This window comes from Mesorhizobium sp. WSM4840 (genome assembly GCF_055811755.1).
In genome coordinates, this window is record NZ_JBVVQD010000002.1 from 414103 (window position 1) to 428772 (window position 14670).

At 63.6% G+C, this 14670-nt stretch carries 12 protein-coding genes; 5 read left to right on the plus strand and 7 right to left on the minus strand.

What is annotated here, in order from left to right:
• Window positions 1-79: 79 nt before the first annotated feature.
• The 3 genes from AC0L3I_RS05390 to AC0L3I_RS05400 all read right to left on the minus strand — a co-directional run bounded on the left by AC0L3I_RS05390 (window position 80) and on the right by AC0L3I_RS05400 (window position 4909).
• Window positions 80-3556 carry an indolepyruvate ferredoxin oxidoreductase family protein gene (locus AC0L3I_RS05390; RefSeq protein ID WP_473526195.1) on the minus strand — a complete coding sequence of 1159 codons (3477 nt, stop codon included), beginning with the start codon at window positions 3554-3556 and terminating at the stop codon, window positions 80-82.
• A gap of 221 nt (window positions 3557-3777) precedes the next feature.
• Entirely contained in the window at window positions 3778-4308 is a 531-nt protein-coding gene (locus AC0L3I_RS05395; RefSeq protein ID WP_473526196.1) for a hypothetical protein, read from the minus strand.
• On the minus strand, window positions 4301-4909 hold the full coding sequence (locus AC0L3I_RS05400) for a CGNR zinc finger domain-containing protein (RefSeq protein ID WP_473526197.1): 609 nt from the start codon (window positions 4907-4909) through the stop codon (window positions 4301-4303). The genes AC0L3I_RS05395 and AC0L3I_RS05400 overlap by 8 nt, the downstream gene beginning before the upstream one ends.
• Before the next feature lie 150 nt (window positions 4910-5059).
• On the opposite strand from AC0L3I_RS05400, the gene AC0L3I_RS05405 reads away from it, so the two are divergent.
• The 4 genes from AC0L3I_RS05405 (at window position 5060) to AC0L3I_RS05420 (ending at window position 9741) form a co-directional block, all read left to right on the plus strand.
• Window positions 5060-5965: a branched-chain amino acid ABC transporter permease gene (locus AC0L3I_RS05405; RefSeq protein ID WP_473526198.1), complete on the plus strand. Its 906-nt coding sequence runs from the start codon at window positions 5060-5062 to the stop codon at window positions 5963-5965.
• Between the two features lie 380 nt (window positions 5966-6345).
• The gene (locus tag AC0L3I_RS05410) at window positions 6346-6930 is read left to right on the plus strand and encodes a TRAP transporter small permease subunit (protein ID WP_095493902.1); all 585 of its coding nucleotides are present in this window, start codon (window positions 6346-6348) and stop codon (window positions 6928-6930) included.
• Window positions 6927-8699, plus strand: coding sequence for a TRAP transporter large permease (locus AC0L3I_RS05415; RefSeq protein WP_473526199.1), 1773 nt, complete (start codon window positions 6927-6929; stop codon window positions 8697-8699). Before AC0L3I_RS05410 ends, AC0L3I_RS05415 begins: the two co-directional genes overlap by 4 nt.
• Window positions 8700-8718: 19 nt before the next feature.
• Window positions 8719-9741 (plus strand): zinc-dependent alcohol dehydrogenase family protein, encoded by a 1023-nt coding sequence (locus AC0L3I_RS05420; RefSeq protein WP_123146338.1) that lies wholly within the window; start codon window positions 8719-8721, stop codon window positions 9739-9741.
• Between the two features lie 62 nt (window positions 9742-9803).
• On the opposite strand, the gene AC0L3I_RS05425 is transcribed toward AC0L3I_RS05420, so the two are convergent.
• Window positions 9804-10913, minus strand: coding sequence for a TRAP transporter substrate-binding protein (locus tag AC0L3I_RS05425; protein WP_123146337.1), 1110 nt, complete (start codon window positions 10911-10913; stop codon window positions 9804-9806).
• 289 nt (window positions 10914-11202) lie between these two features.
• Between AC0L3I_RS05425 and AC0L3I_RS05430 the strand changes: the two genes are divergently transcribed.
• On the plus strand, window positions 11203-11976 hold the full coding sequence (locus AC0L3I_RS05430) for a gamma-glutamyl-gamma-aminobutyrate hydrolase family protein (RefSeq protein ID WP_123146336.1): 774 nt from the start codon (window positions 11203-11205) through the stop codon (window positions 11974-11976).
• Between the two features lie 15 nt (window positions 11977-11991).
• On the opposite strand, the gene AC0L3I_RS05435 is transcribed toward AC0L3I_RS05430, so the two are convergent.
• From AC0L3I_RS05435 to AC0L3I_RS05445, 3 genes are all read right to left on the minus strand, one after another.
• Window positions 11992-12393 carry a hypothetical protein gene (locus tag AC0L3I_RS05435; RefSeq protein ID WP_473526200.1) on the minus strand — a complete coding sequence of 134 codons (402 nt, stop codon included), beginning with the start codon at window positions 12391-12393 and terminating at the stop codon, window positions 11992-11994.
• Window positions 12394-12476: 83 nt separating this feature from the next.
• The gene (locus AC0L3I_RS05440; RefSeq protein WP_473526201.1) at window positions 12477-13460 is read right to left on the minus strand and encodes a 2-hydroxyacid dehydrogenase; all 984 of its coding nucleotides are present in this window, start codon (window positions 13458-13460) and stop codon (window positions 12477-12479) included.
• A complete protein-coding gene (locus AC0L3I_RS05445; RefSeq protein ID WP_095494138.1) occupies window positions 13457-14479 on the minus strand; it encodes a LacI family DNA-binding transcriptional regulator in 1023 nt (340 codons plus the stop codon). Before AC0L3I_RS05445 ends, AC0L3I_RS05440 begins: the two co-directional genes overlap by 4 nt.
• Between the last annotated feature and the right edge of the window lie 191 nt (window positions 14480-14670).

The following is a 14670-nucleotide window of genomic DNA, read 5'->3' on the forward strand; positions in this document are numbered from 1 at the left end:
CCGCCTTAAGAAAGGTTTAGAGGGGCCATCTCGGGGCCTGCGTCAAGCCTGTTGAGCTTCTTCAGACAAGGCGCATCGATCATTCGGCGGCATGGAGTTCCGGCCGCACCGGCGCCTTCGCCAGGCGATCGAGCAACCTCTGGCGCTCGCCAGCCGCCCTCTCGGCACTGGCCTGCCTGACGTGACCATAGCCGCGAATGAGCGCCGGCACCGAGGCAAGGGCGGCCGCGGCCTCGACCTTGCCCGGCGCCAGCGCGCCGGCGACAAGCTCCAGGTCGGCCTCGTATTGCGCAAGAAGCTGCCGTTCCATACGCCTTTCGGTGCTGTAGCAGAACACGTCGAAGACCGTGCCGCGCAAGCCTTTCATCGCTGCCAGCAGGCGGAATCCCTTCATCATCCAGGGACCGAAACTCGACTTCCTCGGTTTGCCGTCCTTGCCGCGCCCCATGATCGGCGGCGCGAGATGGAATTCGAGTTTGTCGTAGCTCTGGAACTGCTTCCCCAGCTCGGCGGCGAAGGAGCCATCGGTGTAGAGCCTTGCCACCTCGTATTCGTCCTTGATCGCCATCAGCTTGAACAGGTTCCTCGCGGCGGCCTCGGTCACAGCAGTCGAACCGGGCACCGCACGGGCTTCGGCCCTGCGCAGCGCGGCCAGTCTGTCGGCGTAGCGCTTGGCATAGGCGGCGTTCTGATAGCCGGTGAGGAAGGCGACGCGGCGGGCGATGATGTCGTCCAGCGTCTCGGCGACAGCGGCGTTCTGTGCAGTCATTCCCGGCTGGTCAACGAGGCCGCGCACGAACTCCGGCTGGTGGGCGGCGCGGCGGCCCCAGCGGAAGGCTGAGACGTTCATCGCCACGGCCTGGCCGTTGAGCTCGATCGCCTTTTCGACTGCCTCGGCTGACAGCGGCAAGCCGTCATGCTGGAAGGCGAAGCCGAGCATGAACATGTTGGCGCCGAGCGAACTGCCGAACAGCGCGGTGGCGGTGCGGGTGGCATCGAAGAAATGCGCCTTGTTATCGCCTGCGGCAGTGCGGATCGCCTTTTTCAGCCGCTCGACAGGCAGCGAGAAATCCGCCGACCGGGTAAACTCGCCGGGCATGATCTCGGCGGTGTTGGCGAGGAAGATCGTGTGGCCTTCGCGCACCGCGGCGAGCACCTTTTGGGCGCCCGATACGACGAGATCGCAGCCGAGCACAAGGTCTGCCTTGCCCGCCGAAACGCGGATGGCATGGATATCGTCCGGGCTGCGCGCGATGCGGACATGGGTGAACACCGAGCCGCCCTTCTGGGCAAGGCCGGCCATGTCGATCATGCCGCAGCCCTTGTCTTCGAGATGGGCCGCCATGCCGAGCACCGCGCCGATGGTGACGACGCCGGTGCCGCCGACGCCGTCGATGATCGCCGCCCAGCCTTGTTCGCCGAGCGGGAATTCAGCGGGCGCGGGCACGCCGTCGAGCGGATCGGTCGTGCCGGCAATACCCTCGGCCTTCCTGATCTTGGCGCCATGCACGGTAACGAAGGACGGGCAGAAGCCGTTGATGCAGGAGAAATCCTTGTTGCAGCTCGACTGGTCGATCCTGCGCTTGCGGCCGAACTCGGTCTCGACCGGCTGGATCGACACGCAATTCGACTGCACCCCGCAATCGCCGCAGCCTTCGCAGACCAGTTCGTTAATGAAGACGCGCTTGTCGGGATCCGGGAAGGTGCCGCGCTTGCGGCGGCGGCGCTTTTCGGCGGCGCAGGTCTGGTCGTAGATCAGCACGGATATGCCGCTGACCTCGCGCAATTCGCGCTGGACGAGGTCGAGATCGTCGCGGTGATGGATGGTGGCGCCGGCGGGGAATTCGACCTTGCCGGTATATTTGTCCGGCTCGTCGGTGACGATGGCGATCCGCTCGACGCCCTCGGCCCGCACCTGCCTGGCGATCATGTCCACGGTCAGGCCACCCTCGTGCGGCTGGCCGCCGGTCATGGCGACGGCGTCGTTGTAGAGGATCTTGTAGGTGATGTTGGCGTCGGTCGACAGCGCGAAGCGGATCGCCAGCGCACCAGAGTGGTTATAGGTGCCGTCGCCGAGATTCTGGAAGATGTGATCGCGCTTGGAGAACGGTGCCTGGCCGACCCATTGCGCGCCCTCACCGCCCATCGCGGTGAAACCAACGGTGTTGCGATCCATCCACAGCGCCATGAAATGGCAGCCGATGCCGGCGGCGGCGAGCGAGCCGTCGGGCACCTTGGTCGAGGAATTGTGCGGGCAGCCGGAGCAGAAGAAGGGGGTGCGCGAGGCGATGTCTGACGTGTCGGCGAGCATCGCCTGGAACTGGCGAAGACTCGCCACCCGCGCGGCGATTTCGTCCGACGGACCGATTGTCCGCAAGATTCTCTCGCCGAGCGCTATGGCGATATCGTTGGGATCGAGCGCGCCCTTGGCCGGGAACAGCCCGTCGCCGCGCTCGTCCTTCTTGCCGACGATGACCGGCTGCATGGCGGTGCCGTAAAGGTTCTCGCGCAGTTGCACCTCGATCAGCGAGCGTTTCTCCTCGACGACGACGATGGTGTCGAGACCGCGAGCGAAATCCGCTATGTGCTGCAGGTCGAGCGGCCACGGGCAGCCGACCTTGAACAGCCTGATCCCGATGCGGTTGGCGGCGGCTTCGTCCACGCCGATGTCTTCCAGCGCCTGGCGGACGTCGAGATAGCTCTTGCCGATGGTGACGATGCCAAGCTTCGGGGCACGTCCACCGGAATAAACGATCCGGTTCAGCCCGTTGGCATGGATGAAGGCCGAAGCGGCGGCGCGCTTGTATTCATGCAGCCGCTCCTCCTGGCCGAGCATGTCGATCTCGTTGCGGATGTTGAGGCCACCGGGCGGCATCTCGAAGTCCGGGGTGACGATATCAAGCCGTTCGAGCGCGGCATCGACCGAAGCCGTCGATTCGATGTTGTCCTTGACGCATTTGATCGCCGCCCACGTGCCGGCGAAACGCGACATGGCAAAGCCGTAAAGCCCATAGTCGATGATCTCCTGGACCCCGGCCGGATTGAGGATCGGCACCATGGTGTCGACGAACAGGAACTCGGTCGCGTGCGCGTTGGTCGAGGATTCGGCCATGTGGTCGTCGCCCATCAGGGCAAGCACGCCGCCATATCTGGACGAGCCGGCGAGGTTGGCATGGCGGAACACGTCGCCGGAGCGATCGACGCCCGGTCCCTTGCCGTACCAGACAGAAAAGACGCCATCATGCGTGCCCTCGCCCAGCAATTCGGCCTGCTGCGACCCCCAGCATGCCGTGGCCGCGAGTTCTTCGTTGAGGCCGGGCTGAAAGACGATGTCCGACCGGGCGAGCTGCTTCCTGGCCTTCCAAAGCTGCATGTCGAGGCCGCCGAGCGGCGAGCCGCGATAGCCGGAGACGAAGCCGGCAGTGTTCAGGCCAGCCCGGCGGTCGCGCTCGCGCTGCATCAGCAGCATGCGGATGACCGCCTGCGCGCCGGAAAGGAAGATGCGCTCCTTTCCCAGGTCGAACTTGTCGTCGAGCGCGACATCATGCAGCGTCATCAGGCATTTCCTGTGCGGAGGCCGCAGTTCGAGCGCAGCCAACGTCGGAGTCGAGTGCCTACAGTCTTTCTTCCCTTGCCGGGGAGGTCAAACAAAATCGAAGGTGCCAGACGGCGCGCAACAAATGATCCGTGCGCGGCCGTGTGGCGCCACGAACCGCCTGTCGGTGAGGATGGTCGAGCACGAAAATTCCGGCGGCGGTCAGTGCCGCTGGTGACGCATCATGCAGCCTTTGGGCAACTGGGCTTCGGTTCGCCGGGCAGCTTGCCGTCGACATGGCCGGCCAGGTCCTTGTTGAGCTCGTAGACTGGCCCGACCACGAGAGGCCGGTCGGGGAGGAGCGATTGGTCGAGCGAGGACGTCAGTGTCGTCTCGAAACTCTGCAGCAAATTGCCGCTGGAATCCTCGATGCGGATCGACACCGCATAGGGCTTGTCCTTGACGACGCAGGTGAGCGGCGGGCTGGTCAGGGTCACATGCGGCAGCTTCGGCCATATTCTCTGGGTGACGATGATCGGATCACCACCGGCCGGGTTCTGGAAGGAGACCACGGCGACCTGTCCCTCACCCACCGGCCGCAGCGGATTGAGGGTGATGACATAGGTGGCGATGCCCAGCCGGTAGTTGAACTCGAACAGCTTCCCGGAAATGGCGAACAGCTGGTCCTTGCCGGAGTCACGGCAGGCGCCGAGCGCGGCCGCCGCGAACAACGCCGCGACGACAATCATCGCGCGCGAGAATCTCTTAGACATTGGTGACCTCCCTCGCCGCGGTCCGGCGGCGATAGTATCGGTTTGCCTTCTGTCGGTTGCCGCACACCGCCATGTCGCACCAGAGGCGGCTGGAATTGCGGCTTTTGTCGACAAACAGCCAGCTGCAGTTCGGACATATCCTCAGCCTGGCGATTGTGTCGCCGCGCAGCAGCGATAGCGCCGAGACCGCAAGCGCCGCCTCGAAGGCAATCGGCGTCGCCGGATTGCCGAACGGTTTTCCGGGCCTCCCGATTTCGGTGCGGCTTTGGGCGAGTCCGTCGGCGCAGGCTGCAAGGAATTCAGGCATGTCTCCGGTGGAGATCGCACCTTCCGAAACCGCACGGCGAAACAGCCGATCGGTCGTCTCCCTGATCGACAGCACCACCGGCGCGATCTTTCCAGGCGCCGGCGCTGCGAGCGGCCTGCCGCCGAGCTCGGCGGCGCGAAAGCCGCTCGCCGCTTCGGCAAAGCGGGCGATCTCGGCCGGATCTTTGAGCCGGTCGAAGGTTTTCTCCGGATCGTTCCGCAAAACGACGGTGTTCGCCGTGTCGAGCGCAAGCATGCCACCGGTGAAGCGGTGCGGAGTCCAGGATACTGCCATATGGCGAATCTAACCGATAAAACGCATTTGACAAGTTAGATTCCGGGTGCAACGCTCGTCACGGAGGCGATCGCCATTGCCTTGTCTTGAGAATGTCGTTCGTCCCAAACCGCTGCGCCCCGATTGCGGGGCATGCATCGAGGACATTGCATGCTCTATTTCTTCCAGCAGGTTCTGAACGGGCTGCATTCGGGCGCGCTCTACGCATTGCTTGCGTTCGGCTACGTGCTGACCAACGGCATCCTGCACCGCACCAATCTTGCCTATGGGGCGCTGTTCGCCTTTTGCGGGCATACGATGATCCTCACCGCGGCGTTCGGCTATCAGGCGCTGTGGCTGACGCTGTTTGCATCCATCGCGCTCGGCGTAGCTGCGGCGTTCCTTTATGCGGCGCTGCTCAGCCGTGTCTTGTCGCGAAGCATCTTCGAACCGTTGGCCGACCGCTCGCCCAACGCCATCGTGGTGACGACGCTCGGCATATTGCTGGCCCTGTCGGAAGCCAGCCGTATCGCCGCCGAAACCCATGATCTGTGGCTGCCGCCAATGCTGGCCCAGCCCATCATTTTTGCGCGGGGGGCCAATTTCAATGCCACGCTGACGCTCATCCAGTTGCTCGACTGCGCTGTCGTCGCGGCAACTATCGGGCTCGCCGCCTGGGCGTTCGCCCAATCAAGCTTCGGTCGGCGCTGGCGCGCCGTGTCCGACGATCCCAGGGCGGCAGCGATGTGCGGCGTCGATGTTCGCGCGGTGCTTCGGCGTGCGGTGCTTTTCGGCGGCCTTTGCGCGGCACTGGCCGGCGTGCTCGCCGCCTTCTACTACGGCAACATCAGCTTCGGCACAGGGTTGGTCTACGGGCTGAAAATCCTGTTTGTGACGGCGGTGGGCGGCTATCTCTCGCCGTTGCGGGCAGCACTTGGCGCCGCCGCTTTCGGCATGGCCGAATCGCTGTGGGCCGGCTATTTTCCGCTCGAATGGCGCGATGGCTGGATGTATCTGTTCCTCGTCGCCATGCTGGTGCTGATCGGCACCGGGCGCGATCAGGGCAAGATCGCCTGACTGTACCAAGCCTGGGTAGACTTTGGTTGCAAGACGTCTACAGCGCGCGCGTCCTCTCGGACGCGAAAAGGCGTTGTAGCACTTTGATTTTGCGCATGATCCCCAGCGAAAATCGATTCCGATTTTCGGGGTCATGCGCCGGGTCAGCCGGCTGTTTCGCTCCCTTCCTCATCTCAAAAGCCCCTTCCTCACCTCACAAGATTGTTTTAGTCGGTCTGCCCTGTGTTGACCCGCCGGGCCACGCACGGCATACCGTTGGGCCACATCGAGGCGGCGGAAAAACAAGCGGGAATCGGCGCGCCGCTGATACTTTGAGTCATGCATCGTGCTTTCCGAAAATCGACACCGATTTTCGGGCCGATGCGTAAAGGGAGGAATGCATGGCAGGGCTGCTCGCTCTATCCAGAACCATTGACCGGGTGAACGAATTCATCGGCAAATGGGTGTCGTGGCTGATCCTGCTGGCAATCCTGGTCAGCGCCGCCAATGCCGTCATCCGCAAGACGTTCGACATGTCGTCGAACGCCTGGCTGGAACTGCAGTGGTATCTGTTCGGCGCCGCATTCATGCTGGCCGCCGCCTACACGCTGAAGCAGAACGACCATATCCGTATCGACATTGTCTACGGCATGTTCTCGCGCCGCGTGCAGCACTGGATAGACCTTCTCGGTCACCTTTTTTTCCTGATGCCGTTCGTGACGCTGATGGTGATCTATTTCGTTCCCTATGTGTCGCTGTCGTTTCGCAGTGGCGAAATGTCGAACAATTCCGGTGGGCTGATCATCTGGCCTGCAAAGGCAATCCTGCTGGCCGGCTTTTTCCTGCTCGCGCTCCAGGGCATCTCCGAGATCATCAAGAAGATCGCCATCATGCGCGGCGACATGGACGATCCGACGCCGTTCATATCGGTGCATGAGCAGGCCGAGCTCGAAGCGAAGGCGCTCGCCGAAGAGGTGCGCTCGTGATCGAGTTCATCGCCCAGAACATGGCGCCGATCATGTTCGCCTCGCTGGTCATCTTCCTGCTGATCGGCTACCCGGTCGCCTTCTCACTCGCCGCCAACGGCCTGCTGTTCTTCTTCATCGGGGTTGTGCTGTCACCCTATTCGGGCGGCTCGATCAATCTCGCCTGGCCGCTGCTGCACGCGCTGCCGGACAATTTCTACGGCAGCCGGGTGATGTCGAACGACACGCTGCTGGCCATCCCGTTCTTCACCTTCATGGGCATCGTGCTCGAGCGATCGGGCATGGCCGAAGACCTGCTCGACACGATCGGCCAATTGTTCGGGCCGATCCGCGGCGGTCTCGCCTATGCTGTGATCTTCGTCGGCGCGCTGCTTGCCGCAACCACGGGGGTGGTGGCTGCCTCCGTCATCGCCATGGGCCTGATCTCGCTGCCGATCATGCTGCGCTACGGCTATGACCGCCGTGTAGCGTCCGGCGTCATCGCCGCATCGGGCACGCTCGCCCAGATCATTCCGCCCTCGCTGGTGCTTATCGTTCTGGCCGACCAGCTCGGCCGCTCGGTCGGCGACATGTATGCGGGCGCGCTGATCCCGGGGCTGGTTCTGACCGGCCTTTACACGACGTACATCGTGATCATGTCGATCGTCCGGCCGAAGTCGATGCCGGCGCTGCCGCTGGAGGCCCGCACGCTCGGCCACGGTGTCCTGTCGCTGCTGTTCGCAGTGTTGGCGGCAGTCGTGGTTTCCTACGCGGCGTATCGCTATCTTGCGCCATCGCAGGGCCAAAACGCCGACATTCTCGGTGCCACCATCGGCGTGATCCTCATCTACGTCGTGGCAATCGCCGACCAGCGCCTGAAGATCAACATGATGTCGCGGCTGGCGCAGCAGGTGATCATCGTGCTGATCCCGCCGCTGGCGCTGATCTTCCTGGTGTTGGGCACCATCTTCCTGGGCATCGCCACACCGACCGAGGGCGGCGCCATGGGCGCTGTCGGCGCGCTGATCATGGCGGCGATGAAGGGGCGGCTGTCGCTGGACGTGATCAAGCAGGCACTGGCGTCGACGACGCGGCTGTCGTCCTTCGTGCTGTTCATCCTGATCGGGGCGCGGGTGTTCTCGCTCACCTTCTACGGCGTCAACGGCCATATCTGGGTTGAACACCTCCTGACATCGTTGCCGGGCGGCGAAGTCGGGTTCCTGATCGGCGTCAACATCCTCGTCTTCTTGCTCGCCTTCTTCCTCGATTTTTTCGAGCTCGCCTTCATCATCGTGCCGCTTTTGGCGCCGGCCGCCGACAAGCTCGGGATCGACCTGATCTGGTTCGGCGTGCTGCTCGGCGTCAACATGCAGACCAGCTTCATGCATCCACCCTTCGGCTTCGCACTGTTCTATCTGCGTTCGGTCGCCGCCCGCGTGCCCTATCTCGATCGCCTCACCGGCAAGAAGATCGCGCCGGTGACCACCGGCCAGATCTATTGGGGCGCGGTTCCCTTCGTTTGCATCCAGGTCATCATGATCGGCCTGACCATCGCCTTCCCGCAGATGGTGATGCACTACAAGGGCACGGGAGTGGACCCAGGCACGATCGATTATCAGGTGCCGGAAACGCCGAGCCTGTCGCCACTCGGCGCACCTCCGGCGGATGGCGGCACGGCGCCGACCGCGCCCGCACCAGACCTGTCGCAACCGCCGAATTTCGGCGAAACGCCGCCTGCCAAGCCAGCAGCGCCAGCAACCGATCTGTCCCAACCACCGAGTTTCAATTGATGCCGGAGGCGTAACAAAGATGAAAGCGGTGCGGCTGGAGGGCGTGGGCAGCATTGCCCTGCGCGAGGTCGGCAAACCGTCCGCCGGACCGGACGATCTCCTGGTGCGGATCGAGGCATGCGGCGTCTGCGGCACCGACCGGCATCTTTTCCATGGCGAATTTCCCTGTACGCCGCCGGTGACGCTCGGACATGAATTCTCCGGGATCGTCGAGGCGACTGGAACCGCTGTGTCCGGCTTTTCGGTCGGCGATCGCGTTACCGGCGATCCCAACATCGCCTGCGGGCACTGCCCGCACTGCCACGCGGGTCGCATCAATCTCTGCCATAATCTAGTTGCCATCGGCATCCGCCGCGACGGCGGCTTCGCCGAATATGTCGTGCTGCCTCAGAAGCAGGCCATTCTCCTTCCGAAAGACCTGAGGCCGACGCATGGCGCGTTCTGCGAGCCGCTTGGCTGCTGCCTGCATGGCGTGGACCTGGCGCAGATCAGACCCGGCTCCTCGGTCGCCGTGCTTGGCGGCGGGGTGATCGGCCTGCTCACCGTGCAACTGGCGAGGCTTGCCGGCGCGACGACAATCATCCTGTCGACGCGCCAGGCCTCGCGGCGCGCCCTTGCAGGAGAATTGGGCGCAACGGTGACGGTCGACCCCAGCGCTTGCGATATCATCGACACGGTCTTCGGTCCGTCGGGCCTCATGCCGGGCGGCGTCGATGTGGTGTTCGAATGTGCCGGCGTAAGAGAGACGGTCGAACAATCGATGCGGCTGGCCAAAGCCGGCGGTACGGTGGTCGTCGTCGGCGTGACACCTCAAGGCATGAAGGCCGAGTTCGAGCCTTTCAACCTGTTGTTCCGGGAATTGAAGGTGCTCGGCTCGTTCCTCAATCCGTTTACGCATCGCCGGGCCGCCGATCTCATCGCCTCGGGTGCGATCGAGATCGACAAGCTCATCTCACGGCAGGTGACGCTGGAGGAGGCGGCTGCGGTGATCGCCAATCCGCCTGCGCCAGGCGAAGTCAAGGTGCTGGTGGTGCCGCGCTGATCAGGCAAATCGAAATGTGACGGCGCCACGTGTCCGAAGAGCGCGTGGCGCCGTAACTGTTGTCAGAGCTTGCCGGTGCGCTGCTGGACCATCATGAAGGTGTCGTAATTGTACTCGGCCACCTGCGCCCAGAGATAGTGCTCCTTGCGGAAGGCCTTGATCGAGTCCCATATCTTCTTGAACGGCGCGTTCGAAGCTTCCATCTCGGCATAGACCTCGTTCGCCTTTTCGGAGCAGGCTGCCAAGATTTCCGGGCTGAACGGGCGCAATTTGGCGCCCGCGGACACCAGCCGCCTCACGGCCGCCGGATTCAGAAAGTCGTATTTCTGCAGCATGTTGGCGTCGGCGGCCTGCGCCGCGGTGCGCACCAGCGCCTTGTAGGCCGGCGAAAGCTCCTCGTATTTTGCCTTGTTGAACATCAGATGGACGGTCGGCCCGCCTTCCCACCAGCCAGGATAATAATAATTGGGCGCGACCTTGTAGAAGCCGAGCTTCTCATCGTCATAAGGGCCGACCCATTCGGCGGCGTCGATGGTGCCTTTTTCCAGCGCTGGATAGATATCGCCGCCGGCGATCTGCTGCGGCACGACGCCGAGCCTTTGCACCACTTTGCCGGCAAAGCCACCGATGCGCATCTTGAGGCCCGAAAGGTCGGCGACGGTGTTGATTTCCTTGCGGAACCAGCCGCCCATCTGCACGCCGGTATTGCCACCGGGCAGGCCAAAAAGGCCCTGCGTGGCCAGAAACTCGTTGAACAGGTCGATGCCGCCGCCGTGGTAATGCCAGGCATTGATGCCGCGCGCGTTGAGCGAGAACGGAACCGCGGCACCCAAAGCCCATGTCGGGTCCTTGCCCCAATAATAATATGCCACCGTATGGCAGGCCTCGACGGTGCCGGCGGTGGTGGCATCCGCGACCTGCAGGCCGGGCACCAGTTCACCGGCAGCGAAGACCTGGACCTGGAAGTTGCCGTCGGTCGCCTCCGAAAGCATCTTGGAAAAGACCTCGGCGCCACCATAGATCGTATCGAGGGATTTCGGGAAGGACGACGCCAGGCGCCATGTCACTTTCGGATTGGTTTGGGCGATAGCCGGCGCGGCAAGCGCCGCCGTAGCCGCCGCAGCGCCGACACCGGTCACACCGGCCTTGCGGATGAATGATCGACGATCCATGAAGTCCTCCCTATTGGATCAACAGACCGACGTTCGGGAGATGCTCTGTGCCCCGGATCGGCTTCGCGGCAAACAATACACGGGCAAGAAGTCGAGTCTAGCCATGGGAGCCGGTTTTGCCGGCGGCGTTTTCGCGAAAAACGCGGCGCGAACGCACCTCCCTGCAACTTAAGTCTAACGCCCCTTCCGTGGCCCATGCGACATGCCGAACTTGTCATGGCAAAGCGCCGTCGGATCGCCTATTTTAAAGGCAGAACATATCCTTGCACTGAATGGACCCGGATCAAAAATGCAGCAGCCGCTAGTCGCCATATCGACCGATGTCCGCCAGTTCGACAACTACACCTGGCATGCCGCTCCGCAGCAATATCTGGAGGCGGCGCTTTCGGCCGCCGGCGTGTTCCCGGTGCTGGTGCCGTCCTTCGGCGACCGGCTCGATTTCGATGAACTCCTGTCATCGGTCGACGGCGTCATGATCACCGGCTCGAAGTCCAACGTGCATCCCACGCTCTATGGCGGCGATGCCAGCGAGGCCAACGGCCCCTACGATCCGGCCCGCGACGCCACGACGCTGCCGCTGATCCGCAAGGCAGTGGAGCGCGGCGTGCCGCTGCTCGCCATCTGCCGCGGCATCCAGGAGATGAATGTGGCGCTGGGCGGCACGCTGGCCACAGAAATCCAGGAGCGCGAGGGATCGCTGGACCATCGCGCACCGGCGAGCGACAATCAGGACGAACGCTTCGCCATCCGCCAGACCATTTCGATCAAGCCCGCAAGCTGCCTCGCCGGCGTGTTCGGGGCGGGCGACATCATGGTCAACTCGGTGCATCGCCAGGCGATCGACCGGCTCGGCCCGAAGTTGCAGATAGAGGCCGTCGCCACCGACGGCACGGTCGAGGCGGTTTCGGTGCGGGACGCCCGTGCCTTCGCCGTGGGCGTCCAATGGCATCCCGAATACTGGGTCAATTCGGACAGCGTCTCGGCAAAGATCTTCCGCGCCTTCGGCGACGCGGTGCGCCTGCACGCCACGGCGAAATCCGGCGCGCGCACTGCCGCGGAATAATTCAGCCGTCGGGCGTCAACGTCGATCGCTGCTGGCCGCCAGCGACAGCAGCGGCAGAGTTGGTGCGTAGGATTCATAACCGTCGCCGTCGGCGACGCCGAACGTGACGATCGGGTCGATGCCGTTCACGCTGAAGATGACCGTGCCGTCATCCTGCTCACGCCAGAATTTCGCGCGCTCGATGCCAGGCAAAACCCGGCGGCAATTCGCAGTGACCGTCAACAGCGACAGGCCTTGCGCAACCTCAGTGCCGCGCTTGACCGCGCAGGACGCTTCGTCGCCATTGGCCACCAGCCTGTAATCGCCGGGCGACTGCGTTGAGTGATCGGCTGTGCGGCCTTCGCCGCTGCCGCCGTGAAACAGGTGAACGCTGCCGAACAGCGCCGCCACCGATATCAATGCAGCAAGTGCTTTCATCTGCGTTCTCCGCGTGTTTGGCGATAGATAAAAAATGATTTCAAAGCGTTAAGCCGACGTTAACAAATAGGAAAGCTTGCCGCTCAGCTGCGCGCCTTGACCTTTTCCGTTTCCGGCACCGGCGTCAGCGCCCTCCCTTCCGAAAACCAGGAAACCAGATTGTCGACGCACAGATCGGCCATGGCGCGGCGGGTATGTTCCGAAGCCGAGCCGACATGCGGCAAAAGCGATGTGTTGGGAGCGGCGAGCAGCGCTGGCGGCACGTTCGGCTCGTCGGCGAAGACGTCGAGCCCGGCAGCGGCGATGGTGCCATTGGCCAGAGCTGCCGCAAGTGCTGCCTCGTCCACCGTGCTGCCGCGGCCGATATTGACGAAGACGCCATTCGGGCCGAGCGCCGACAGTATCTCGGCATTGACCGCCTTTTCCGTCGAGGCGCCGCCGGGCGCCACCGAGATCAGCGTATCTACCGCCTCGGCGAGGCCTTTCAGCGTGCCGTGGTATTCATAGGACAGGCCTTCGACCTGGCGCCGGTTGTGATAGGCGATCGGCAGCCCGAAGGCCTCCAGCCGGCGCGCAATGGCAAGGCCGATGCGGCCCATGCCGAAAATACCGACACGACGGCCGCGCAAGGTCAGCCGGCTCAAGCGATAGTTGCCGTCGCGCGCCCAACTGCCGTCGCGCAGCCAGGTCTCGGCGCGCGGCAACTCGCGGATGGTGTTGATCAGCAGGCCGAGAGCCGTGTCCGCGACCTCCTCGGTCAGCACGTCAGGCGTGTTGGTGACCATGACACCGCGCTGTGCGGCGTGACGGGCGTCGACCGAATCATAGCCGACGCCGAAATTGGCGATGATCTCGAGATTCGGCAGTGCGTCGATGAGAGCTGCATTGATCCCGCCAAAGGCGGCAATGCCGCGCACCGACCGGCGCAACTCGTCGGTGACCAGCGACGCATCGGGCCGTTCGATCCACACGCGATTGAACGTCCTGTCGATGCGGCCGACCGCATGGTCGTTGAATTGGCCCGGCACCAGAATGGCGACTGCTTGCTGCTGTTCGGCTCTTGTCATGCACGTTCCACCGGTTTGCCGGTCGACTGACGCACATGCAGTTCCGGCTTGATCAGTTCCTGCGACGGCCGCACCATCTGCCCGTTGAGCTTGTCGAGCAGTGCGCTGGCGGCGCGGCGGCCGACTTCACGCTGGCCGTTCCACACGGTGGTCAGCGCCGGCGTTGCGATCGCCGCCTCCTCGAGATCGTCATAGCCGGTGACGGAGATGTCAATGCCCGGCACCAGCCCGGCGCGCGCGATGCCGTTCATCAGGCCGATGGCGACGAGGTCATTCCAGCAGCAGGCCGCGGTCGGCTTGTCCTTCAATGCCAAGAACTGCCCCGCCGCTTCGAAACCGGCCTGTTTGGTGCGCGGGCCGGCAATGCGCCAGGATGGCCTGACCTCCAGCCCGGCCGCCTCCATCGCGTTGACATAGCCCTGGTAGCGGTCACGGCCGGTCGAGGTCTGGTCGGTGCCGCCGACCATGGCGATGCGCTTGTGGCCGAGCGAGATCAGATGGTTGGTGGCAAGCCCGGTGCCGTAGGCATCGTCGCCGCGAAACACCGGCACGTCGGCGCCTTCGACGGTGCGTGCGATCAGCACCGCCGGCAGGCCGTTTTCCTCGGCCATCAAGATGTCTTCGGGCGGCGTGCCGATGGCCGGCGACATGATGACGCCGTCGGCGCCGAGCTGCAAAAGCGTGTCGATGAAGGTGCGCTGCTTTTCGAGCTGGTCGTAGTGGTTCGACAGGATGAAGGTCTGCCGGCTGCGATCGAGCTCGCTTTCGATCGAGCGCAGTATCTCGGCGAAGAACGGGTTCATGATGTCGTGAACGACGACGCCGACGATGCCCGAACGCGAGGTGCGCAGGCTGGCGGCGCGGCGATTGTAGATATAGCCGATGGCGCGGGCATGTTCCTTGATGCGGTCGCGGGTGCCGCCGGCAACCAGCGGACTGTCACGCAGGGCCAGCGAGACCGTGGCCGTGGACACGCCGAGCGCATCCGCGATCGTCGAAAGCTTAATCTTCTGTGCCAGCGCCTTGCGCTCCCCCGACGATCTAGAGCCGATCCATGATCTCCAGCGAAAACCGGATTCCCACTTTTCGGGATCATGATCTAAACAGTTTAAACGCGGCCTTATGCCACCCTTCCGGAACAAATCAAAGTTTTTTTGTACACGAAGCCGGTGCTCGCGATGAACGTTATAAAGGCCGCTGGCGACGATGA

Bases quoted from the DNA above. Each gene is read 5' to 3' on its own strand.
- AC0L3I_RS05390 (WP_473526195.1), bottom strand. From the start codon at position 3,556: ATGACGCTGCATGATGTCGCGCTCGACGACAAGTTCGACCTGGGAAAG.
- AC0L3I_RS05395 (WP_473526196.1), bottom strand. From the start codon at position 4,308: ATGTCTAAGAGATTCTCGCGCGCGATGATTGTCGTCGCGGCGTTGTTC.
- AC0L3I_RS05400 (WP_473526197.1), bottom strand. From the start codon at position 4,909: ATGGCAGTATCCTGGACTCCGCACCGCTTCACCGGTGGCATGCTTGCG.
- AC0L3I_RS05405 (WP_473526198.1), top strand. From the start codon at position 5,060: ATGCTCTATTTCTTCCAGCAGGTTCTGAACGGGCTGCATTCGGGCGCG.
- AC0L3I_RS05410 (WP_095493902.1), top strand. From the start codon at position 6,346: ATGGCAGGGCTGCTCGCTCTATCCAGAACCATTGACCGGGTGAACGAA.
- AC0L3I_RS05420 (WP_123146338.1), top strand. From the start codon at position 8,719: ATGAAAGCGGTGCGGCTGGAGGGCGTGGGCAGCATTGCCCTGCGCGAG.
- AC0L3I_RS05425 (WP_123146337.1), bottom strand. From the start codon at position 10,913: ATGGATCGTCGATCATTCATCCGCAAGGCCGGTGTGACCGGTGTCGGC.
- AC0L3I_RS05430 (WP_123146336.1), top strand. From the start codon at position 11,203: ATGCAGCAGCCGCTAGTCGCCATATCGACCGATGTCCGCCAGTTCGAC.
- AC0L3I_RS05435 (WP_473526200.1), bottom strand. From the start codon at position 12,393: ATGAAAGCACTTGCTGCATTGATATCGGTGGCGGCGCTGTTCGGCAGC.
- AC0L3I_RS05440 (WP_473526201.1), bottom strand. From the start codon at position 13,460: ATGACAAGAGCCGAACAGCAGCAAGCAGTCGCCATTCTGGTGCCGGGC.